This window comes from Pseudomonas sp. Fl5BN2, assembly GCF_009908205.1.
Lineage (GTDB): Bacteria > Pseudomonadota > Gammaproteobacteria > Pseudomonadales > Pseudomonadaceae > Aquipseudomonas.
Map to the genome: position 1 here is coordinate 1 of NZ_JAAARL010000011.1, position 20,109 is coordinate 20,109.

The following is a 20,109-nucleotide window of genomic DNA, read 5'->3' on the forward strand; positions in this document are numbered from 1 at the left end:
GTAAAATCCCCACACCCTCCCATGCTAAGGTTCCATCCCCCACGCCCTGGAGTTGCAAACCACCATGTCCGTAGTGATCCGTACCCACCCCCGCTTGACCATCGGCGTACTGATCGGCTGCGCCGTCGCCCTCCTCGCCCCCGCCCAGACCCTCACCGGCAAGGTCCTCATCGGCTGGAACGCCGCGGTCTGGAGCTACCTGGCGCTGATGTTCTGGCTGACCGTGCGGGCCCGCGCCGACGAGGTGAAGCGCATCGCCGAAGCCGAGGACGAAAACGCCGGCCTGGTGCTGTTGATCGTCTGTGTGGCGGCCATCGCCAGCCTGGTGGCCATCACCCTGGAGCTGGTAGGCAGCAAGGACCTGGGCAGCACTCAACGCCTGCTGCACTACGCCTTCACCGGGCTTACGGTGATCGGCTCATGGCTGCTGGTGGGGGTGATCTTCAGCGTGCATTACGCCCGCCTCTACTACACCTGGGACGGCAAGGAACCGGCGCTGCGCTTTGCCGAGCAACTGTCCACTCCGGACTATTGGGACTTCCTGTATTTCTCCTTCACCATCGGCGTCGCGGTGCAGACTTCCGACGTCGGCGTGGCCACCCGTGAAATGCGCAGGATCGTGCTCGCGCAGTCGCTGATCGGCTTTCTGTTCAACACCGCGATCCTCGGTTTCTCGATCAATATCGCCGCCGGGCTGTTCAGCTGAAACTGCACGAAACTTCTAGACCTGGGCCCTGGCACCGACGCTAACTGCCAGGGTTGAACCTCGACCCTCAGGTACCCCATGACCGCGCACAACTGGATCGATCTGGCCCAGGATGCCGACACCGGCATCGAGACCCTGCGCGCCCATTTCACCGGCCACGCCTACGATCCACACTGGCATGACAGCTACCTGGTCGGTGTCACCGAGCAAGGGGTGCAACAGTTCAACTGCCGCCGGGCACGCCACCAGAGCACCCCGGGCAAGGTGTTCCTGCTGGAGCCGGGGGAAATCCACGACGGTGAAGCCCCCACTGAAGGCGGTTTCACCTACCGCATGCTGTACCTCGATCCGCAGTGGCTGGAACGCGAACTGGGGGCGCTGTTCGCCGAGGCGCCGGCCAATACCCAGCTGGGTTTCGGCAGCACCCTGGCCAGCGACCCACGTTTGGCCCAGGCCACCAGCGCGGCCTTTCACAGCCTGCATCACCGCGAACTGCGCATTGTCCGCCAGAGCGCCCTCGATCAATTGCTCGAGCAGTTGACCGGGCATCTGCACTGGCGCCAGCGCTACGGCCAGGACCCGCGCCTGCCATTGGTTGCGCAGCGGGCCCGGGATTACCTGCATGCCCACCTGTATCAGGACCTGAGCCTGGAAGCCCTGAGCGTCGCCTGCGGGGTCGACCGCTTTCGCTTGAGCCGAGCCTTCAAGGCCGCTTTCGGCTTGCCGCCCCATGCCTACCTGGTGCAACTGCGCCTGAGCCGGGCGCGGCGTTTGCTGGCCGGTGGCGCGGCCCCGGCGGAGGTGGCCAGCGCCCTGGGCTTTGCCGATCAGAGCCATCTGGGGCGCTGGTTCATGCGCGCCTACGGCTTGAGCCCGGAGGGGTATCGCAAGCGCTGCACAAAGCTTCCAGACGCCTGAAGTCCAGGGCGTGAAGATCACCTCCTGGATCTTCACTGGAGTTGCCCGCCATGCCCCCTTCCCTCTCGAGCCTGTTGCCCTTCGTGCTGTTCGCCTTTATCGCCGCCATCACCCCGGGGCCAACCAATATCCTGGTACTGAGCAATAGCGCTCGCTATGGCCTGCGTGCAGCGTGGCCGATCATCTTCGGCGCCTGCGTCGCGGCAGCGGGCATCGTCTTACTGGTGGGCAGCGGCTTCGGCGATTGGCTGGGACAACTGCCGCGGGTCCAGCGAGCCATGCAGTGGGCCGGCCTGCTGTGGCTGAGTTACCTGGCCTGGCAGATCTGGCGGGCGCCAGCCACTCCACTCGATGCCAATGCCGATGAGCGCCGCCTGGGGCTGCTGGGCGCGGCGGCCCTGCAACTGGTGAACCCGAAAACCTGGATGATGGCCCTGGCGGTGGTCAGCGTGTTCACCGGGACCGAGGCAGACCGCCAGGCCCAGGTGCTGTACCTGTCCCTGGTGTTTTTCCTGGTCGCCCTGCCCTGTCTCGGCACTTGGGCGCTACTGGGCGCAGGTTCGGCCCGCTGGTTGCGCTCGCCTCAGGCCATGCAGCGCTTCAACCGCGGCATGGCCTTGTTGTTGCTGGTGTCCACCTGGTCAAGCCTATGGGCCTGAGGCCGTCGTCACCGTGCAAAAGCAGGTCGCCACAGAGCGTTTCCCGCACCTCAGGGGCCACGTAAGGTGGCGGACACGGCGCAACAAGACGCCGCGCTGAATAAAAACCACCTGCCGGACGAGATCCTCTGATGAAAGCACCGTTCAAGCGTTGTTTGCTGCTCCTCTGCGCTGCGGCACTCCTGAGTTCCGCCACCTGGGCCGCTGAGCCCGCTTCCTGCAAGAACGTGCGTATGGGCGTGGTCAACTGGACCGATGTGATCGCCACCAGCGCCATGGCCGATGTACTGCTCAGCGACCTGGGCTACACCAGCAAGCAGACCAGCGCCGTGCAGCAGATCATCTTTGCCGGGATCCGCGATAAGCGCCTGGACATTTTCCTCGGCTACTGGAAGCCGGCGATGGACAACAACATCGCGCCCTTCCTCGAGGCCGGACAGCTCAAGGTTCTGGCCCAACCCAGCCTGGCGGACGCCCAGGCGACCCTGGCGGTGCCCGACTACGTGGCCCAGGCCGGCCTGAAAACCTTCGCCGATATCGCACGCTTCAAGGAGCAACTGGGCGCCAAGATCTACGGCATCGAACCCGGCAGCGGAGCCAACAGCACCATCAAGGGCATGATCGACACCGACCATTTCGGCCTCAAGGGCTTCAAGCTGATCGAGTCCGGCGAAGCCGGGATGCTCGCGGCAGTGCAGCGAGCGATCAATCGCAAGGAGTTCGTAGTGTTCGTCGGCTGGACCCCGCACCCGATGAACATCAACCTGCACATCACTTACCTGACCGGCAGTGAAGACGTGTACGGGCCCAACGAGGGTGCGGCCACGGTGTCCACGGTCACGGCGCCGGACTACGCCGAGCGTTGCCCGAATGTGCAGCGCCTGTTGCAGAACCTGACCTTCAGCGCAGCCCAGGAAAGCCAGTTGATGGTGCCGATCATGCTGCGCAAGGCACCGCAGGATGTGGCCCGGCAATGGCTGCGCGAACACCCCGAAGACCTGCAGCGCTGGCTGGCCGGGGTCAGCACCTTCGACGGCAAGGATGGCCTGGCCGCGGTCAAGGCCGGACTCTAGGAGCAAGCGCATGAGCGACTATCCGCTCTCCCCGGAACTGGCCGCCTTCGTCGAACGGACCCTGAGCTACACCAGCACCGACAGCAGCTTCCAGGGCCTGCGCGCCAGCTATGACCGCATGTGCCGGGACTTCACCCCGGCGCGCCCGGCCGGCCTCGCCGTGGACGACCTGCGATTGACCCAGGTGCCGCTGCGCTTCTATCGCCCCGATCGGCCCGCCCCTGAATCCGGCTGGCCCTGGCTGTTGTACCTGCACGGCGGCGGCTGGGTGCTGGGCAACCTGGACTCCCACGATTTCATCTGTGCCCATTTGGCCAGTGAGCTGCAGTTGCTGGTGATCGCGGTGGACTATCGGCTAGCGCCGGAGCAGCCATTCCCAGCCGCGTTCGACGACTGCCTCAAGGTCTGGCGTGCCCTGGAGCAGGGGTTGGCGCCGGTGCCGCTGGACACCCGGCGCCGGGCACTGATGGGCGACAGTGCCGGCGGCAATCTGGCGGCCGCCTTGTGCCTGGCCCTGCGGGATGCCGGTGAGCCCTTGCCCGCCGCCCAGGTGCTGATCTATCCCAGTCTGGGCGGCGCCAACCTGCCGTCCCGCAGCCAGTGCGCCGATGCACCGCTGCTCAGCAGCCGCGACCTGGACGCTTTCCAGGCCCTGTACCTGCCGGGCCCCGAGCAGCGCTCGGCCTACGCGCGGCCACTGCTGTCGGAGGATTTCAGCGGCCTGCCGGCAGCCTTGATCGCCGTGGCGCAGTTCGACCCCCTGCGCGACGACGGCGCCAGCTATCACCAGCGGCTGCTGGCCGCGGGGGTTCCCAGCCAGCTGTACCCGGGCCTCGGCCTGGTGCACGGCTGCCTGCGGGCCAGAGGCCTGGCAGCGGAAGTCGATGCGCTTTATGACCTCCTGCTGCACGGCCTTCGGCAGTCTCTGGCCCTTCCCTGAGCGCTTACCGTTGGTCAGCCAACTGAGTGCCCGAAGACGATTTATCGCGATTGCACCCTTGACGGCAGAATGGTTTTTGCGGTTTCCTGAAACCGGTTTCAGCGCTGCCCTCAGAATGACTGAAACCGATAATTCCAAGAATAAGGTCGTCGCCCGTGAATCATTTCTCTGCCGCCCAGCGCAGCCGCGTCACCATGCTCGATGTCGCCCGTCACGCCGGGGTTTCCAAAGCCAGCGTGTCGCGTTTTATCGGCGAAGATCGGGCCCTGCTTTCCGATGCGATTGCCCTGCGCATCGAGCAGGCGATCAGCGCACTGGGCTACCGCCCGAACCAGATGGCCCGCGGCCTGAAACGCGGGCGCACGCGCCTGATCGGCATGCTGGTGGCCGATATCCGCAACCCCTACTCGATTGCCGTGATGCACGGCGTGGAAACCGCTTGCCGCCAGCACGGCTATAGCCTGGTGGTGTGCAACACCGACCGCGACGACCAGCAGGAGGCCCAGCACCTGGCCAATCTGCGGGCCTACAACATCGAAGGCCTGATCGTGAACACCCTGGGCCATCACCTGGAGCAGTTGCTGGCGTTGCAGCAGGAAATGCCCATGGTGCTGGTGGACCGCAAGCTTGCCCAACTGCACGCCGACCTGGTGGGGCTGGACAACCCGGCGGCGGTACGCAGCGCTGTCGAGCACCTGGAGCAACAGGGTTACCGCGACCTGCTGCTGGTCAGCGAACCCCATGACGGCACCAGCTCGCGACTCGAACGCAGTGCCGCCTTTGACGCCGAGATCGCCCGGCGTCCGGCCTTGCGTGGCCAGTCGCTGGAAACCGGCGACACCCTGGCCAGGACCCTGCACACCTTTCTCGAAGCCCCCGGGCCTGGCCCCAAGGCCCTGTTCTGCGCCAACGGCGTGGCGACCCTGGCAGCCACCCGGGCGCTACGTGAACTCCATTGCCCGCTGTTCGACGGCATCGGCCTGATCGCCCTCGACGACCTCGACTGGTACCCCTTGGTGGGCAGCGGCATCACGGCCCTGGCCCAACCCACCGACGCCATCGGCAGCAGCGCCTTCGAGTGCCTGCTCAAGCGCCTGCGGGGCGATACCGGGCCAGCGCGGGTGGTGGATTTCCCCGCGCAGTTGATCGTGCGGGGCTCCACTCGGCGCTAAGCCGCGACAGCCAACACCCCAGTTTTTTCCGAATAAAAATGAAACCGGTTTCAGAGGTCTGAAGCATGCATCAATCACCCGTTTCCATCAGCCTGTCCAGCTACGGCGCGGACCTGGTACGCCAGCACGGCCAGGCGCATTTCATTCCCTTGGTAGCGGCGGCCGGAGCCTCCTGGATCGAATGGCGCGAGGAGTTGCTGAGCGACGAAAACCCCGCCGAACTGGCCCGCAGCGCGCAGCAGCATGGCCTGGAAAGCGTATTTTCCTCGCCCTTGGAGTTGTGGCAGGCACAGCACCGCGAACCCCATCCCGCGCTGTCCGCTACCTTGCAACGGGCCCGGGAATTCGGCGCCAAACGCCTCAAGGTGTCCCTCGGCCACTTCACCGCGCATCACGACTTGCGCAGCCTGGCCAGCCTGCTGGTGCGCCAGCCGGTGAGCCTGCTGGTGGAAAACGACCAGACCGCCCACGGCGGGCGCATCGAGCCGTTCCAGCGGTTCTTCAGCGCTGTGGAAGCCCTCAACCTGCCGCTGCGCATGACCTTCGATATCGGCAACTGGCAGTGGCAGGAGCAGTCCGCGGTGAATGCCGCGCGCCTGCTGGGCCGGCATGTCGACTACGTGCATTGCAAGGCCGTACGCCAGCGGGCCGACGGCAAGCTGGTGGCCATACCGCCCGGCGCCCCGGAGCTGCATCAGTGGGAACAACTGCTGCAGCACATGACTCCAGGCCTGACCCGGGCCGTGGAATACCCGCTGCAAGGCGCTGACCTGGTGCAGGTGACGGCCGAGCAGGTCGCCCTGCTGGCCCGCCTTGGCCAATCTCGCCGGGAGACTCAAGCATGCTGATGCCCGAGACCGATATCCTCTGCTTCGGCGAAACCATGGCGATGTTCGTCGCCGAGCACAGCGGCGACCTGGCCCAGGTCGAGCTCTTTCACAAGCGCATCGCCGGGGCCGACAGCAATGTCGCCATCGGCCTGTCGCGCCTGGGTTTCAAAGTGGCCTGGCTGAGCCGGGTCGGCAACGACTCCCTGGGGCGCTTTGTCCTCGACACCTTGCGAGCCGAGGGCCTGGACTGCCGCTTCGTACGCTGCGACCCGATCCATCCCACCGGTTTCCAGCTCAAGTCCCGGGAAGACACCGGCGACGATCCTCGGGTCGAGTACTTCCGCCGCGGCTCGGCGGCCAGCCATCTGGCCGTCAGCGATGTGGCCCCCGCCCTGCTCCAGGCTCGCCATCTGCATGCCACTGGTATTCCCCCGGCGCTGTCGGATTCGGCCCGGGAGCTGTCCGGCTACCTGATGCAGAGCCAGCGTGCCGCCGGGCGTAGCGTGTCGTTCGACCCCAACCTGCGCCCCGGCCTGTGGGCCAGCGAGGCGCTGATGATCCGCGAGATCAACCGCCTGGCCGCCCTGGCCCACTGGGTGCTGCCGGGGCTTGGCGAAGGTCGCCTGCTGACCGGTCAAGACGATCCGGCGGACATTGCCGCGTTCTACCTCGACCAGGGAGCCGAGGCCGTGGTGATCAAGCTCGGCGCCCACGGTGCCTACTACCGAACCCAACTGGATGAAGGTTTCGTCGACGGCGTGCCGGTGGCCCAGGTGGTGGACACCGTGGGGGCCGGCGACGCCTTCGCCGTGGGCCTGATCAGTGCCCTGCTGGAAAGCTGCAGCGTGGTCGAGGCCGTACAGCGCGCCAACTGGGTCGGCGCCCGCGCGGTGCAGAGCCGCGGCGACATGGAAGGCCTGCCCTTGCGCCACGAACTACCGGAGCACACGCCCACCCTGAAAACCGCCAGCGCCCTGTAGGAGCTGGCTTGCCAGCGAAGGCGTCCGCCAGGGCGATGCAAGGCTAAAGGCCCTCTTCGCCGGCAAGCCGGCTCCTACACAACAGCATTGCGCACAACCGTAGGAGCTGGCTTGCCAGCGAAGGCGCCCGCCAGGGCGATGCAAGGCTAAAGGCCCTCTTCGCCGGCAAGCCGGCTCCTACACAACAGCATTGCGCACAACCGTAGGAGCTGGCTTGCCAGCGAAGGCGTCCGCCAGGGCGATGCAAGGCTAAAGGCCTGTTCGCCGGCAAGCCGGCTCCTACACAACAGCATTGCGCACAACCGTAGGAGCTGGCTTGCCAGCGAAGGCATCCGCCAGGGCGATGCAAGACTAAAGGCCCTCCTCGCCGGCAAGCCGGCTCCTACGGAAAACGAAAACCAAGAACCACCTGTTGCGACAAAAACAACAAGCTCAGGAGAACTTTCATGAACACGCTCAAACTCGCCGCCCGCCGCTGGTGGTACATCATGCCGATTGTCTTCATCACCTACAGCCTGGCCTACCTGGACCGCGCCAACTATGGATTTGCCGCCGCCTCGGGGATGGCCAACGACCTGCAGATCACCCCCGGGCTCTCGTCGCTGCTGGGCGCGCTGTTCTTCCTCGGCTACTTCTTCTTTCAAGTGCCGGGGGCGATCTACGCGCAAAAACGCAGCGTGAAGAAGCTGATCTTCGTCAGCCTGATTCTCTGGGGCGGGCTGGCCACCCTGACCGGCATTGTCTCCAACGCCTACATGCTGATCGCCATCCGCTTCATGCTCGGGGTGGTGGAAGCGGCGGTGATGCCGGCCATGCTGGTGTACCTGTGCCACTGGTTCACCCGCGCCGAACGCTCCCGGGCCAACACCTTCCTGATCCTTGGCAACCCGGTGACCATGCTCTGGATGTCAGTGGTCTCGGGCTATCTGGTGGAGCACTTCAGCTGGCGCTGGATGTTCATCATCGAAGGCCTGCCGGCGGTGCTCTGGGCCTTTATCTGGTGGCGCCTGGCCGATGACCGGCCGAGCGCCGCAAACTGGCTCAGTGACCAGGAAAAGCGCGACCTGGAACACGCCCTGGCCGCCGAACAGGTGGGCATCAAGGCGGTGAAGAACTACGCCGAGGCCTTCCGCTCACCCAAGGTGATCCTCCTGGCCCTGCAGTTCTTCTGCTGGAGCATCGGGGTCTACGGGTTTGTCCTGTGGCTGCCGTCGATCCTCAAGCACGGCGCGCAAATGGACATGGTCGAAGCCGGCTGGCTCTCGGCCCTGCCCTACCTGGCGGCGGTGTTCGCCATGCTCGGGGTGTCCTGGGGCTCGGACCGGATCCAGCAGCGCAAGCGCTTCGTCTGGCCGCCGCTGCTGGTGGCGGCCATCGCCTTCTACGGCTCCTACCTGCTGGGGGCCGAGCACTTCTGGTGGTCCTACAGCCTGCTGGTGGTTGCCGGGGCCTGCATGTATGCGCCCTATGGGCCGTTCTTCGCCATCGTCCCGGAGATCCTCCCGGCCAACGTCGCCGGTGGCGCCATGGCCCTGATCAACAGCATGGGGGCCCTGGGCTCGTTCGGCGGCTCCTACCTGGTGGGTTACCTGAACAGCAGCACCGGCTCGCCGGGAGCCTCCTACCTGCTGATGAGCGGTGCCCTGCTGCTCTCGGTACTGCTGACCCTGTTACTCAAACCCGGCGCCAGCGAGCCACGGGCCAAATCCTTGCCGGTGCGTCGCCGCCTGGTTCATTGCTGAATTGCCACAGAGACCGTCATGAAAAAACACTTGGTGCTGTACAAGAAACTCTCGCCGTCGCTGATGGCCCGCTTGCAGGAACAGCTGGAGGTCACCTTGATCGAAGACCTCGGCCCCGCCGGCCTGAACGCCTTGCGCCAGGCCTTGCCCGGCGCCCACGGCCTGCTCGGGGCGAGCCTGCGCCTGGACGCCGAACTGCTCAACCTGGCGCCCCGGCTCGAAGCTGTGGCCAGTGTCTCGGTGGGGGTCGACAACTACGACATCGACTACCTGAGCCAACGCCGGATCCTGCTCAGCAACACCCCGGACGTGCTCACTGAAACCACCGCCGACACCGGTTTCGCGCTGATCCTGGCCACAGCCCGGCGGGTGGTGGAGCTGGCCAATCTGGTGCGCGCCGGGCAATGGCACCGCAACATCGGCCCGGCGCATTTCGGCAGCGACGTGCACGGCAAGACCCTGGGCATCATCGGCATGGGGCGCATTGGCGAGGCCCTGGCCCAGCGCGGGCATTTCGGCTTCGGCATGCCGCTGATCTATCACAGCAACCGGCCGAAGCCGGCGGTGGAACAACGTTTCAATGCCCGCTATTGCAGCCTGGAACAGTTGCTGCAGGAGGCGGACTTCATCTGCCTGACACTGCCGCTGACCGCGCAGACCGAGGGGCTGATCGGGCGCCGAGAGTTTGCCCTGATGCGCGCGCAAAGCATCTTCATCAACATTTCCCGGGGCAAGGTTGTGGATGAAGCAGCGCTGATCGAAGCCTTGCAGGCGCAGCAAATTCGCGCGGCCGGGCTGGACGTGTTCGAGCGCGAGCCGCTGGACCAGCATTCACCGTTGCTGCAATTGCCGAATGTGGTGGCCACTCCGCACATCGGCTCGGCCACCCACGAAACCCGCGAAGCCATGGCCCGCTGCGCCGTCGATAACCTGCTGGCGGCCCTGGCGGGACAACGCCCGCCGAACCTGGTGAACCCGGCAGCCTGGGCGCAGCGCCAATAACCCGGTTGCCGCCGCCCCCCTGCGGGTCGATCGCAGCCGCCATCGCTCCCGGCTCGGCACTGGCGCTGCAGCCATTGCCGAGCCTGCGCCAGCGGCTACAGAAGTTCAGCGGTGCAGCGGGCAATACGCCGACAGGCGTCGGCCAGATGGTTGCAGTCCAGCACCAGGGCAATGCGGATATGCCCCGCGACGCTGGGACCAAAAGCCTCACCGGCCAGCACAGAGACGCCGTAGCCCTCCAACAGTCGTTCGGCGTAGGCCTGGGCTCCCAGGCCGGTCTGACGCACGTCGACCATGACAAACATGCCGCCATCGGGGACCACCGGCAGCAGCCCGGGACATTGCCCCAGCATCGAACACACCAGGTCCCGGCGCCGACGATATTCTTCACGCATCTGCACCAGTTCCGGCAAATCGCTGGACAACGCCACCACCGCGGCGTTCTGCACGAAGTCCGGCAAGCCATACAGCATGCACAGGGCCAGGTTGCTCAGGTGCTCGGCCAGCACCGGCGGGGCAATCACCCAGCCGACCCGCCAGCCGCTCATGGCATGGGACTTGGACAGGCTGTTGATGGTTGCGGTGCGTCCGCCCATCCGCGGCAGGCTGGCGGGGCTCAGGTGCTCGCCCTCATACAGCAGGTCGCAGTAGACCTCATCGGAAATCAGCCACAGGTCATGCTCAAGGCACTGCCGCGCCAGGGCCTGCCAGTCATCGAGCGACAGGCTGGCACCTGAAGGGTTATTGGGGCTGTTGAGCAACATCGCCCGGGTGCGTCCGGTAATCCGCGCCGCAACGTCATCGGGGTCGACCCTGAAACCCCGCTCGGCCCGCACCGGTACCGGCACCACCTTGGCCCCGCAGGCACCGAACACGCCTTCGTAGGTGACGTACATCGGCTCCGGCACCAGCACCTCGTCCCCCGGATCGAGCAGGCACTGGGCTACCGAAAACACCGCGCATTGCGCCCCTGGCAAGACCACCACATGCTCGGCGTCCACCACCTGGCCCGTGCGCTGGTGGTGGCACTGGGCGATGCAGCTGCGCAGCGTCAGGTTGCCGCGCACTTCCGAATAATGGGTATCGCCGGCCAGCAGACTGTCGATGGCCGCCCGGACCACGGGCTTCGGGGTGTCGAAGTCCGGGTCGCCGATGGTCAGCAGCAGCACATCCCGCCCTTGCTCGCGCAAGGCCAGGGCCCGGTAGTGAATGTTCCAGGCTGCGGAGCCTTCTCCGACAATCCGTTGGGTCAGGGCTGAGTAGCGCATCGCATGCTCCTTGAAAGATGCCTCAGCCAAAACCCTAGGTGCTGCACCGGAACTCGTCGAGCGCCCCGGTGGTTTGCGCGGTTAAATTACAAAACGCGCCACCATCGCATTCAGGTCCACCGCCAGGCGTGACAGCTCATGGCTGGCCGCACTGGTCTGATTGGCCCCGGCAGCCGACTGGGTGGCCAGATCGCGGATGTTCACCAGGTTGCGGTCCACCTCGCGGGAGACCTGGGCCTGCTCTTCCGAGGCGCTGGCGATCACCAGGTTGCGTTCGTTGATCTGGTTGATCGATTCGTCGATCTGCTCCAGGGCCACGCCGGCGGCGCGGGCCAGTTCCAGGGTGCTCTGGGTGCGCTGGTTGCTCTGCTGCATCGACTCGACCGCCTCGCCGGTACCGTTCTGAATACCGGCCACCATCTTCTCGATCTCCTGGGTCGACTGGGCCGTGCGATGGGCCAGGGCCCGCACTTCATCGGCCACCACCGCGAAACCGCGCCCGGCCTCGCCGGCACGGGCCGCTTCGATGGCGGCGTTAAGGGCCAGCAGGTTGGTCTGTTCGGCGATGGCGCGGATCACGTCCAGTACCTTGCCGATGTCCCGGCCCTGGGTCGCCAGGCCTTCGATCAGCACCGACGTGCTTTGCACGTCGTGGGTCATGGTCTGGATCGCGTCGACGGTCTGCACCACGCGGTCGCGGCCCTCGCGGGCAGCCAGGGTCGACTGCTGGGACGCTTCGGAGGTGGACACCGCATTGCGCGCAACTTCTTCGACGGCGGCGGTCATTTGATTGACCGCAGTGGCGGCCTGTTCGATCTCGTTGTTCTGCTGCTGGACACCCCGGGAAGCTTCTTCGGTCACTGCGCTGAGTTCTTCCGAGGCCGAGGCCAGCTGGGTCGCCGAGCCGGCGATCTGCTCGATGGTCCGGCGCAGGCTGGCCTGCATCTCGGCCAGGGCCTGCAGCAGGCGCGCCGGTTCGTCCTTGCCGTCGACCTCGATGGCCTGGCGCAGGTCGCCCCCGGCAATCACCTGTGCAACGTTCAGCGCCTTGTTCAAGGGGGTCACGATGCTGCGGGTCAGCAATAGCGCGAGGACGATGGTCAGCAACGACGCCACCACCGCTACGCCGACGATTCCGCTAATAGCACTGTTGTAGTGTTCGCCAGCGGCCTTGGAGGCGCTCCTGGCATCGGCGGCATTGATCGCGATCAGCTGGTTCAACTGCTCGCCCATCTGGTCGGTGCCGTCCTTGATCCGGGTGTTGATCAGGTTGCGCAATTCGTCCAGCTTGTCCTGGCGTGACAGGTCAAGCATCTCCTTCTGCGCTTGCAGGTAGCTGTCCAGGGTCGCGGCGAAACGCTGGTACAGCGCCGCTTCTTCCGGCCCTGCCGGTAACGCCGCATAACTGGCCTGGGCCTGCTTGGCCTTGTCCACCAGTGCGCCGATGCGCGTCTGGGCCTCCGCAAGGCCGACCGGGTCGCGGTTCACCAGCACCCGAAACGACAGAATCCGCAGGCGCAGTACGTTTTCGGTGAGGTTGCCGAGAAAGCCGACGCTGGGCAGCTGGTTGCTTTCCATCTCCACGGAGGCCTCACGGATGATCGACATGCGGTTGACCGCAAACATACCCAGCACGATGACCAGCAAGGCGATAAAGGCAAAACCGAGGAAAGCGCGAGGGGCGATATTCAGGTTACGCAGGGACATAGGGCGACTCTCGAAGGAGAACGGGGAACGAGCATCCATGCCGTTGATCCGTCAGGCGCATCAGCAACTGCGTCGACGTGAGGCTCCGCGGCAATCAAAGTCCGCGGGCCTGTTAGAGATATCGGCCGAACTTGCGCTTTTATATGGCTGATTCGCAAAAATATTTCCGAATGTGACCGGTGTTTCAGGACTGATACAACAGCGTGCGAAGTGAATCGATAAAGCTACAAATCGCCAACACCGAAATCCTGGACCGGCCCACCGCCAAGGACCGCGCCAAGGCCTGTGGAAAGTGCAAGTCATTCGCCGGAAAAGCCATTTTTTCCACACTCGCGCCTGCCCATCATGGGCCCAGTCAATAAAAACAACGCCGAGACTGGATATGAAACCCGAAGACTTTCGTGCCGCAACCAACCGCCCGCTGACCGGTGCCGAATACCTGGCCAGCCTGCGCGATGATCGTGAAATCTACATTTACGGTGACCGCGTCAAAGACGTCACCACACACCCGGCCTTCCGTAACTCGGCGGCCTCCATGGCCCGCCTGTACGACGCCCTGCACGACCCGGCCACCAAGGAACAACTGTGCTGGGACACCGATACCGGCAACGGTGGCTACACCCACAAGTTCTTCCGCTCGGCCCGAAGCCCCGATGAATTGCGCCAGCAGCGCGACGCGATTGCCGACTGGTCGCGCCTGACCTATGGCTGGATGGGCCGCAGCCCCGACTACAAGGCCGCCTTCGGCAGCGTGCTGGGGGCCAATCCGGAGTTCTACGGCAAGTTCTCGGACAACGCCCGCACCTGGTACAAGCGCATTCAGGAAGCCTGCCTCTACCTCAACCACGCCATCGTCAACCCGCCCATCGACCGCGACAAGCCGGTGGATCAGGTCAAGGACGTGTTCATCTCGGTGGATGAAGAAGTCGAGGGCGGGATCATTGTCAGTGGCGCCAAGGTGGTGGCCACCAACTCGGCGCTGACCCACTACAACTTCGTCGGCCAGGGCTCGGCGCAATTGCTCGGGGACAACACCGATTTCGCCCTGATGTTCATCGCGCCGATGAACACCCGGGGCATGAAGCTGATTTGTCGCCCCTCCTACGAGCTGCAGGCTGGCATGACCGGTTCGCCCTTCGACTACCCGCTGTCCAGCCGCTTCGACGAGAACGACGCGATCCTGATCATGGACAAGGTGTTCATCCCCTGGGAAAACGTGCTGATCTACCGCGACTTCGAGCGCTGCCGCCAGTGGTTCCCCCAGGGTGGCTTTGGCCGACTGTTCCCGATGCAGGGCTGCACCCGCCTGGCGGTGAAGCTGGATTTCATCACCGGGTTGCTGGTCAAGGCCCTGCAATGCACCGGGTCCCTGGAGTTTCGCGGGGTCCAGGCCCAGGTCGGCGAAGTGGTGGCCTGGCGCAACCTGTTCTGGTCCCTGACCGACGCCATGCACGGCAACGCCAGTGAGTGGATGAACGGCGTCTACCTGCCCAGCACCCAGGCGTTGCAGGCCTATCGGGTACTGGCGCCGCAGGCCTACACCGACATCAAGAAGATCATCGAGCAAGTGGTGGCCAGCGGCCTGATCTACCTGCCGTCCGGCTCCCGCGACCTCAAGGACCCGGTCCTCAACCAGTACCTGGGCACCTACTGCCGAGGCTCGGGCGGCATGGGCCACGAGGAGCGGATCAAGATCCTCAAGCTGCTGTGGGACGCGATCGGCACCGAGTTCGGCGGGCGCCACGAGCTGTACGAGATCAACTACGCCGGCAGCCAGGACGAAATCCGCATGCAGTGCCTGCGCCACGCCCAGGCCAGCGGCTCGATGAAGGCCATGACCGACCTGGTGGACAAGTGCCTCGGCGACTATGACCTCGATGGCTGGACCGTGCCGCACCTGACCAACCCCGACGACATCAACATGCTCGACCGTATCCGCCAGTAACCGCTGGCGTTGTAGGAGCTGGCTTGCCAGCGAAGGCGCCCGCCAGAGCGGCCCAAGGCCCAAGGCCCTCTTCGCCGGCAAGCCGGCTCCTACAGGAAAAGGTCAATGTCCACCTGTCGTCGTAGGAGCTGGCTTGCCAGCGAAGGCGCCCGCCAGAGCGGCACAAGGCCCAAGGCCCTCTTCGCCGGCAAGCCGGCTCCTACAGGAAAAGGTCGATATCCACCTGTCGTCGTAGGAGCTGGCTTGCCAGCGAAGGCGCCCGCCAGAGCGGCACAAGGCCCAAAGCCCTCTTCGCCGGCAAGCCGGCTCCTGCAGCACAATGCCCTGCGTCCATGAGGAATTCGTCATGCCCGAACTCGATCCCAAGCAACTCGCCTTTCGCAACGCCATGGCGCACATGACCGCCGCGGTCAACGTCATCAGCAGCAACGGCCCCGCCGGCCGCTGCGGCATCACCGCCACTGCGGTCTGCTCGATCACCGACAGCCCGCCGACCCTGATGGTCTGCGTCAATCGCAACAGCGCCCTGAACCCGGTGTTCAAGGGCAACGGCCGCCTGTGCGTGAATGTCCTCAGCGGCGAACACGAAGAAGTCGCCCGGCACTTTGCCGGCATGACCGGGGTGGCCATGGACCAGCGCTTCGGCCTGCATCCCTGGCGCGACGGGCTGCAAGCCCTGCCGGTGCTGGAAGGCGCCCTGGCCAGCCTCCAGGGACGCATCACCGAGGTCCAGGAAATCGGCACCCACTCGCTGATGCTGGTGGAACTGGACGAGATCAGCGTGCTGGAGCAAGGCGATTCGCTGGTGTATTTCAGCCGCTGCTTTCATCGCCTGCAGCACCCTTGCCCGGCTGCCTGAGGCGGCTACCAGCGCAACAGGCTTGTCGGCAATCGACTTGGAGCCGGCAAGCCGGGTCCCGCCCGTCCTTTGAAGGCGCCCATGCACCTCAATCAGAAGCGCCAGCTTGATTGACGAAACCTGCCCTGGAAGCTGCTGGAGCGCGGTCGGCTGCTCGGAGCACGCAAGGTCGAGCAGTTGCAGTCCGCTGGCCACCTGGACTGCAGCCTGGACTCGGACATCCTGCGCCTGGCCTTTGTCAGCCTCGCCATGATGCCGATGCTACTTAAGGAAGTGTTCGAGCTGCAGATGGAACAGCCCATGGACGCGGACTTCTTCGCCCGGCTAGCGTCTTTCAACGGGCATCTGTTCAGCGCGGGCCTACCGCGTACTGGATTGACAACCCGTTGTCGGCACACACCGAGCGCCTGTCCTTTCAGGCTGGAGACCTGCTGCAGGCAGTGCCACCCGCCTGGGACCGAGATGACCTCTACCTGCTCAGCGCGATCCTGCATAGCCTGGATGATGAGGACTGCATCCGGGTCCTGGACAATCTAGCCCGCGCCGCCGGGGACAGCGGTGCGCGGGTCGCATTGCTGGAAATCGTAGTGCCTGCCCACAAGGACGACCTGGCAAGCGCGGCATTCGACATGCAGATTTTCCTGGGGACACCCGGCAAGGAACGAACCCCGGCGCAATGGCAGGACCTGTTCGCCCAATCCGCCCGGCGACTCGACGAGCTTATCGATCTGCAAGCCATCGGCAAGATCCTGGTACTGGCCTGATTCGCTCCCCAGGGCTGCCCCGCTCCTGCAGCGGCTCAGGCCCCGGCCATGGGGGCTCATGGAGTCTCCGGCTGATGCAGGCCGAAACACACCCCCTGGGGATCGCGGCACAGGCAGAACCGGCCGAAGCCGGGCTCAGGGTCGCTGACCTCGCCGGTATGGCCGCCCAGGGCCTGGACCTGCAAGACGCTGCTCGCCAGGTCCTCGACCCGAAAATACAGGACCATGCACGACTGGGGGTCGTCACCGTGAACGCCGACCCGGACCGAGGGCGTCTGTAACCAGGCGTTCTGGAGAGCGCCCATTGGCTGCGGCGACCAACCGAACAATTGCTGGAAGAAAACCAACGCCTGACTACCATCAGGCGCACCAATTTCCACATGAGAAAGGCTACCGAACATACATCCTCCACACTCACCGAGACAGAGGCGCCACTGTCCGTCGGGAACCCTCAGCGAGTCTTGAATAAAACTGACCTGGGAGCCGAAACATCCTGCGTGTCCAGCAAGGATGCCGGCTTGCCGGGAATGTCCGCCCACCCGGCCCGGGCGTAGGCCGCCGGAGAACAGCCAATAAACACCTGAAAATCCCGATTCAAGTGGCTCTGATCGCTGTACCCGCACAGCAAAGCCACCTGCACCAGTTCCAGCGCCGGCGCCGATTCCAGCAACTGCTGTGCGCGGGCAAAGCGAATATGCCGGGCACAGGCCTTAGGCCCTTGTCCCAGATAGGCCTTGAAGCGACTGGCGAAATGCCGCCCGCTGTAACCGGCCTGCTCGCTCAGATGGCGTATCGGGATGCCTCCAGCACTGTGCTGCAGCGCCTCCCAGGCCCGGCGCAGCATTTCCGGCACCTCACGCCGAGAGCGCTGCATGCGCTCGGCAAGGAAAGCCTCGACCCGGAGCAAGCGACTTGTCCAACAGGGGATTTCATCCAACGCCTCGACCAACAAGGCAATCGACGGCCCCCACAGCTCCCGCAGATCCAGCCAGGGGCTGGCAAGCACCTGTTCGTCGCCCTGAAACAGGCGATACGCGGCCCAGGGCGGTAGTTCCACCTCAATGCATGAATGAGCACCGCTCTGCTCGACAATCACCGGCCCGGCCGGGCGGCTCACCACGAATGCCTGACAACGGTCGTTCCGGGCACCTGCGGCCAGCCCATAAGGGGAAGACAGTCCGATAATCAGCTTGACCCGTGGCTGAGCCACTTCCAGGCGCCGAACGGTGCCTGGCAGTATCTCGCTGAAGCCGTACAACCGGCAGCCCCAGGGACGCAGGCTGATGGCATCAAAGCCTGTCATGTAGTGCGCAACTGAGGAAGGCTGCATTGGCATGGTATTCACTCCCGGCTGTGGTGCGGTTTCGGCGCTTGAGCATAAGCGATCGCAGCAGCCGGGCCATGGGCCACCTCCTGCATCTGTAGGATGGTTATCTTGCGGCCAGCCACCGATACTCGTCCCAGGCCCTGCCCACGTCTCCCAGGCGTAACGGTCCTTCACCCCTTCAGTGACGAAAATAATAACAACGTCGCACAGAGGTACAGACCCATGAACCGACCCGATCATGCCGCGGCCAGTCTGTTGCAAGCCTTCAGCGAACTGACCCTGGAACTGCAGCAACTGGCGCAGAACAAGGACATCGAGCACCTTCACCAGCATGCCCTCGCACGCATCAACAAGCTGTTGCCCTTCGACAGCGCCTGGTGGGGCCGCGCCGCACTGGTAGATGGCCTGCCGGATGAACACAGCTGCTACCTGTACCGCCTGCCACCCAGCTACCTGCCGGATTGGCAGTCGATCCGCCACACCGATATCACCGTGAGCCGGGTCCACGAAGTTCCGGGGCGTGCGGTGATCGTCGACATGGCCGACCCGGACAACGGTCCCGGCCTCAACTGGCTGGGCCACCTGTACAACATCGGCGAATTGCTGTGCGTGGTGCACATCGACCCCCATACCCACTTGAGCAACCACCTGGCCCTGTACCGCGCCCCGGGTGCGCCACGCTTCAACCAGGATGACTGCCAGCTGTTGAACAACTTGATGCTGCATCTGGTGGCGGCTGTATCGGCCAATCAGATCCGTACCCTGGTGGCCATGCGCGAGAAGCTCACCCGCCCGCGCAACCTGGCCCTGGCGGTGTGCGACCCGCGCGGTGTGCTGCAGTGCGCCGAGCGCGGCTTCGTCGAGCTGCTGCTCAACGAATGGCCACAGTGGAGTGGCCCGCAACTGCCCATGGAGCTTGGTGCCAGTGGCTTCGAGGGCAAGTGCCTGCAGGTTGAATCCTCGGCGGTGGGCGACCTGTACCTGCTGGCAGCCCGCAGCCGCATCCTGCTGCCCAAGCTCAGCCCCCGGGAAAACGCCGTCGCCCAATGTTTCGGTGATGGCAAGACCTACAAGGAAGTGGCCCGGGACCTGGGCATTTCACCCAACACCGTGCGCCATCACATCCGTGTCATCTACAGCAAGCTCGGGGTCAAGGACAAAACCCGCATTGCCCAGTTACTGCACGCCCCGCCCGACTGACCCAGCACCCTGATCGCTCCTGACTTTGGCTGTCGTTTTTGACCGCCACGGGCAGCCTTTGCCCTTTTTTCCGCCCACTGCCGTGTGCCGGCGAGCCGTTCGCCGAACAACAACTCCAACAAGAGACGCACCGCCCATGACAAGGATCCTCAGCCGCACCACCGTCGCCGTGGCAGGCACCCTGGCCAGCCTGTCGCTGAACGCCGCGGACCTCAACGCCCGGGACTTCTTCGCCGCACCGCCAGGCACCAGCCTCGGCGTGCTGTACCTGCCGGCTACCCGCGCCGATGACTTCCACGGCCCCGCCGACAGCACCGGCAAGGCCGACCTGCGAGTCAATGCCATGGCCTACCGCCAGGTGTTCTTCAGCGACCTGTGCGGCACCCTGTGTACCCCGCAGTTCATCGTGCCCTTTGCCGATATCAACGCACGTTTGCCCGGCGCCGAACGCCGCACCGGCGAAAGCGGTTTCGGCGACCCTCAGGTCGGCGGCACCCTGTTTTTCATCAACCAGCCCGAGACCCGCACCTACAGCGGCCTACTGACCCTGGTCACACTGCCTCTGGGCGAATACCACAGCCGCAACCCGGACGTGTCGCCGGGGGCCAACCGCTGGGGCACGACCTTTGTCTACAACTACACCCAGGGCCTGGGTGAGAAGTGGGTACTGGAAGCCAACCTTGAAGCCCAGCTCTACGGCAGCAACAACGACTATTTCGGCAGCGAGCTGAAACAGGATCCGCTCTATCGCCTGCAGGCCTTCGCCTCCTACGACTTCACCTCCAGCACCTACGGTGCCCTGCGCCTGATCCACGCCGATGGCGGTGAACTGCGGATCAACGACCGTCGTATCGACGACACCCACAAGCGCTACACCCAGGTCGGATTCGAGGTCGGGCACTGGCTCGACAAGCAAAACCAACTGATGTTCGGCCTGTCGCGCAACGTCGCCACCGACAACGGCTATGCCGGCACGGATGCCCTGCTGCGCCTGGTCCATGTGTTCTGAACCCACCT

General features: G+C 64.8%; 19 protein-coding genes and 1 pseudogene. 15 read left to right on the plus strand and 5 right to left on the minus strand.

Annotation, left to right across the window (positions count from 1 at the left end; genetic code table 11):
* Nucleotides 1–64 precede the first annotated feature (64 nt).
* The 10 genes from GV819_RS16495 (at nucleotide 65) to GV819_RS16540 (ending at nucleotide 10,022) form a co-directional block, all read left to right on the plus strand.
* Nucleotides 65–706, plus strand: coding sequence for a DUF1345 domain-containing protein (locus tag GV819_RS16495; RefSeq protein ID WP_161757122.1), 642 nt, complete (start codon nucleotides 65–67; stop codon nucleotides 704–706).
* Between the two features lie 78 nt (nucleotides 707–784).
* Complete coding sequence (locus GV819_RS16500) at nucleotides 785–1,624, plus strand: AraC family transcriptional regulator (RefSeq protein WP_161757123.1); 840 nt, start codon at nucleotides 785–787, stop codon at nucleotides 1,622–1,624.
* Between the two features lie 50 nt (nucleotides 1,625–1,674).
* Complete coding sequence (locus GV819_RS16505) at nucleotides 1,675–2,283, plus strand: LysE family translocator (protein ID WP_161757124.1); 609 nt, start codon at nucleotides 1,675–1,677, stop codon at nucleotides 2,281–2,283.
* A gap of 131 nt (nucleotides 2,284–2,414) precedes the next feature.
* Nucleotides 2,415–3,356, plus strand: a complete 942-nt coding sequence (locus GV819_RS16510) for a choline ABC transporter substrate-binding protein (RefSeq protein ID WP_161757125.1) — start codon at nucleotides 2,415–2,417, stop codon at nucleotides 3,354–3,356.
* Between the two features lie 10 nt (nucleotides 3,357–3,366).
* A complete protein-coding gene (locus GV819_RS16515) occupies nucleotides 3,367–4,296 on the plus strand; it encodes an alpha/beta hydrolase (RefSeq protein ID WP_161757126.1) in 930 nt (309 codons plus the stop codon).
* Nucleotides 4,297–4,451: 155 nt separating this feature from the next.
* Entirely contained in the window at nucleotides 4,452–5,468 is a 1,017-nt protein-coding gene (locus GV819_RS16520; RefSeq protein ID WP_161757127.1) for a LacI family DNA-binding transcriptional regulator, read from the plus strand.
* Nucleotides 5,469–5,533: 65 nt separating this feature from the next.
* On the plus strand, nucleotides 5,534–6,316 hold the full coding sequence (locus GV819_RS16525) for a sugar phosphate isomerase/epimerase family protein (protein WP_161757128.1): 783 nt from the start codon (nucleotides 5,534–5,536) through the stop codon (nucleotides 6,314–6,316).
* A complete protein-coding gene (locus GV819_RS16530) occupies nucleotides 6,316–7,278 on the plus strand; it encodes a sugar kinase (protein WP_161757325.1) in 963 nt (320 codons plus the stop codon). Before GV819_RS16525 ends, GV819_RS16530 begins: the two co-directional genes overlap by 1 nt.
* Before the next feature lie 446 nt (nucleotides 7,279–7,724).
* Nucleotides 7,725–9,020: an MFS transporter gene (locus tag GV819_RS16535; protein ID WP_161757129.1), complete on the plus strand. Its 1,296-nt coding sequence runs from the start codon at nucleotides 7,725–7,727 to the stop codon at nucleotides 9,018–9,020.
* 18 nt (nucleotides 9,021–9,038) lie between these two features.
* On the plus strand, nucleotides 9,039–10,022 hold the full coding sequence (locus tag GV819_RS16540) for an NAD(P)-dependent oxidoreductase (protein ID WP_161757130.1): 984 nt from the start codon (nucleotides 9,039–9,041) through the stop codon (nucleotides 10,020–10,022).
* Between the two features lie 95 nt (nucleotides 10,023–10,117).
* Here GV819_RS16540 and GV819_RS16545 read toward each other — a convergent pair whose 3' ends face one another.
* From GV819_RS16545 to GV819_RS33795, 3 genes and pseudogenes are all read right to left on the minus strand, one after another.
* Nucleotides 10,118–11,290 carry a pyridoxal phosphate-dependent aminotransferase gene (locus GV819_RS16545; RefSeq protein ID WP_161757131.1) on the minus strand — a complete coding sequence of 391 codons (1,173 nt, stop codon included), beginning with the start codon at nucleotides 11,288–11,290 and terminating at the stop codon, nucleotides 10,118–10,120.
* A gap of 81 nt (nucleotides 11,291–11,371) precedes the next feature.
* A complete protein-coding gene (locus GV819_RS33790; protein WP_372242140.1) occupies nucleotides 11,372–12,235 on the minus strand; it encodes a methyl-accepting chemotaxis protein in 864 nt (287 codons plus the stop codon).
* Nucleotides 12,230–13,036 (minus strand): annotated as a pseudogene (locus GV819_RS33795) (MCP four helix bundle domain-containing protein); the annotation flags it as partial. The gene GV819_RS33790 and the pseudogene GV819_RS33795, both read right to left, overlap by 6 nt.
* Before the next feature lie 343 nt (nucleotides 13,037–13,379).
* Between GV819_RS33795 and hpaB the strand changes: the two are divergent.
* The 3 genes from hpaB to GV819_RS16565 all read left to right on the plus strand — a co-directional run bounded on the left by hpaB (nucleotide 13,380) and on the right by GV819_RS16565 (nucleotide 16,565).
* Nucleotides 13,380–14,942 (plus strand): 4-hydroxyphenylacetate 3-monooxygenase, oxygenase component, encoded by a 1,563-nt coding sequence (gene hpaB / locus GV819_RS16555; RefSeq protein WP_161757132.1) that lies wholly within the window; start codon nucleotides 13,380–13,382, stop codon nucleotides 14,940–14,942.
* 346 nt (nucleotides 14,943–15,288) lie between these two features.
* Nucleotides 15,289–15,801 carry a 4-hydroxyphenylacetate 3-monooxygenase, reductase component gene (gene hpaC, locus GV819_RS16560; protein WP_161757133.1) on the plus strand — a complete coding sequence of 171 codons (513 nt, stop codon included), beginning with the start codon at nucleotides 15,289–15,291 and terminating at the stop codon, nucleotides 15,799–15,801.
* A gap of 386 nt (nucleotides 15,802–16,187) precedes the next feature.
* Nucleotides 16,188–16,565, plus strand: coding sequence for a methyltransferase (locus GV819_RS16565; protein ID WP_178126019.1), 378 nt, complete (start codon nucleotides 16,188–16,190; stop codon nucleotides 16,563–16,565).
* Between the two features lie 56 nt (nucleotides 16,566–16,621).
* Here the strand turns inward: GV819_RS16565 and GV819_RS16570 are convergent, their stop codons facing one another.
* Both GV819_RS16570 and GV819_RS16575 read right to left on the minus strand, forming a co-directional pair.
* Complete coding sequence (locus GV819_RS16570) at nucleotides 16,622–16,966, minus strand: VOC family protein (RefSeq protein WP_161757134.1); 345 nt, start codon at nucleotides 16,964–16,966, stop codon at nucleotides 16,622–16,624.
* Between the two features lie 50 nt (nucleotides 16,967–17,016).
* Nucleotides 17,017–17,901: an AraC family transcriptional regulator gene (locus GV819_RS16575; protein WP_161757135.1), complete on the minus strand. Its 885-nt coding sequence runs from the start codon at nucleotides 17,899–17,901 to the stop codon at nucleotides 17,017–17,019.
* 213 nt (nucleotides 17,902–18,114) lie between these two features.
* Here GV819_RS16575 and GV819_RS16580 point away from each other — a divergent pair, with 213 nt between their 5' ends.
* The gene (locus GV819_RS16580; RefSeq protein ID WP_161757136.1) at nucleotides 18,115–19,092 is read left to right on the plus strand and encodes a helix-turn-helix transcriptional regulator; all 978 of its coding nucleotides are present in this window, start codon (nucleotides 18,115–18,117) and stop codon (nucleotides 19,090–19,092) included.
* Between the two features lie 136 nt (nucleotides 19,093–19,228).
* Complete coding sequence (locus tag GV819_RS16585) at nucleotides 19,229–20,101, plus strand: transporter (protein WP_161757137.1); 873 nt, start codon at nucleotides 19,229–19,231, stop codon at nucleotides 20,099–20,101.
* Nucleotides 20,102–20,109: the final 8 nt, after the last annotated feature.

Excerpts from the sequence above, each read along its gene's own strand:
- GV819_RS16495 (WP_161757122.1), top strand. The coding sequence starts at position 65 with ATGTCCGTAGTGATCCGTACCCACCCCCGCTTGACCATCGGCGTACTG.
- GV819_RS16500 (WP_161757123.1), top strand. The coding sequence starts at position 785 with ATGACCGCGCACAACTGGATCGATCTGGCCCAGGATGCCGACACCGGC.
- GV819_RS16505 (WP_161757124.1), top strand. The coding sequence starts at position 1,675 with ATGCCCCCTTCCCTCTCGAGCCTGTTGCCCTTCGTGCTGTTCGCCTTT.
- GV819_RS16510 (WP_161757125.1), top strand. The coding sequence starts at position 2,415 with ATGAAAGCACCGTTCAAGCGTTGTTTGCTGCTCCTCTGCGCTGCGGCA.
- GV819_RS16515 (WP_161757126.1), top strand. The coding sequence starts at position 3,367 with ATGAGCGACTATCCGCTCTCCCCGGAACTGGCCGCCTTCGTCGAACGG.
- GV819_RS16525 (WP_161757128.1), top strand. The coding sequence starts at position 5,534 with ATGCATCAATCACCCGTTTCCATCAGCCTGTCCAGCTACGGCGCGGAC.
- GV819_RS16530 (WP_161757325.1), top strand. The coding sequence starts at position 6,316 with ATGCCCGAGACCGATATCCTCTGCTTCGGCGAAACCATGGCGATGTTC.
- GV819_RS16535 (WP_161757129.1), top strand. The coding sequence starts at position 7,725 with ATGAACACGCTCAAACTCGCCGCCCGCCGCTGGTGGTACATCATGCCG.
- GV819_RS16540 (WP_161757130.1), top strand. The coding sequence starts at position 9,039 with ATGAAAAAACACTTGGTGCTGTACAAGAAACTCTCGCCGTCGCTGATG.
- GV819_RS16545 (WP_161757131.1), bottom strand. The coding sequence starts at position 11,290 with ATGCGCTACTCAGCCCTGACCCAACGGATTGTCGGAGAAGGCTCCGCA.
- GV819_RS33790 (WP_372242140.1), bottom strand. The coding sequence starts at position 12,235 with ATGCAGGCCAGCCTGCGCCGGACCATCGAGCAGATCGCCGGCTCGGCG.
- hpaB (WP_161757132.1), top strand. The coding sequence starts at position 13,380 with ATGAAACCCGAAGACTTTCGTGCCGCAACCAACCGCCCGCTGACCGGT.
- hpaC (WP_161757133.1), top strand. The coding sequence starts at position 15,289 with ATGCCCGAACTCGATCCCAAGCAACTCGCCTTTCGCAACGCCATGGCG.
- GV819_RS16570 (WP_161757134.1), bottom strand. The coding sequence starts at position 16,966 with ATGTTCGGTAGCCTTTCTCATGTGGAAATTGGTGCGCCTGATGGTAGT.
- GV819_RS16575 (WP_161757135.1), bottom strand. The coding sequence starts at position 17,901 with ATGCCAATGCAGCCTTCCTCAGTTGCGCACTACATGACAGGCTTTGAT.
- GV819_RS16580 (WP_161757136.1), top strand. The coding sequence starts at position 18,115 with ATGAACCGACCCGATCATGCCGCGGCCAGTCTGTTGCAAGCCTTCAGC.
- GV819_RS16585 (WP_161757137.1), top strand. The coding sequence starts at position 19,229 with ATGACAAGGATCCTCAGCCGCACCACCGTCGCCGTGGCAGGCACCCTG.